This is a genomic window from Aromatoleum toluvorans, assembly GCF_012910905.1.
Lineage (GTDB): Bacteria > Pseudomonadota > Gammaproteobacteria > Burkholderiales > Rhodocyclaceae > Aromatoleum > Aromatoleum toluvorans.
This window is the reverse complement of the sequence record NZ_WTVN01000106.1, coordinates 1-400: the sequence shown is the minus strand read 5'-3', so window position 1 is coordinate 400 and position 400 is coordinate 1. Positions and strand designations below refer to the sequence as shown.

Annotated in this window: 1 protein-coding gene; it reads left to right on the top strand. The window is 64.8% G+C overall.

Annotated features, from left to right (window positions below; translation table 11 throughout):
* Positions 1-114 precede the first annotated feature (114 nt).
* Positions 115-400, top strand: a 286-nt coding sequence (locus tag GPA22_RS22520; RefSeq protein ID WP_425483976.1) for an ABC transporter permease subunit, incomplete at its 3' end; no start/stop codon positions are given.

Genomic DNA, 400 nt, shown 5'->3' with positions numbered 1-400 from the left:
CACCCAATCGCTTCGCGATTGACCTCTCCCCGCAAGAGCGGGGCGAGGGAGAACGCGCAGCGTGCAATGCGCGGACACCCCAACCCGCTTCGCTCAAGGTGACGTAGCCTCACGATGTATCTCGTCGTCGAACAACTGCTGAATGGCCTGCAATTCGGCCTGCTGCTCTTCCTGCTGGCGGCCGGCCTCACGCTGGTGTTCGGCATCATGGACTTCGTCAACCTGGCGCATGGCTCGCTCTACATGATGGGCGCCTATTTCGCGGCGACCTTCGTGGCCTGGACCGGCAGCTTCGTGCTCGGTGCGCTGCTGGCGCTCGGCGCCACGCTGCTGCTCGGCGTCGCGCTGGAATACGTCGCGCTCAGGCATCTCTATGGCCGCGACCATCTCGACCAGGTGC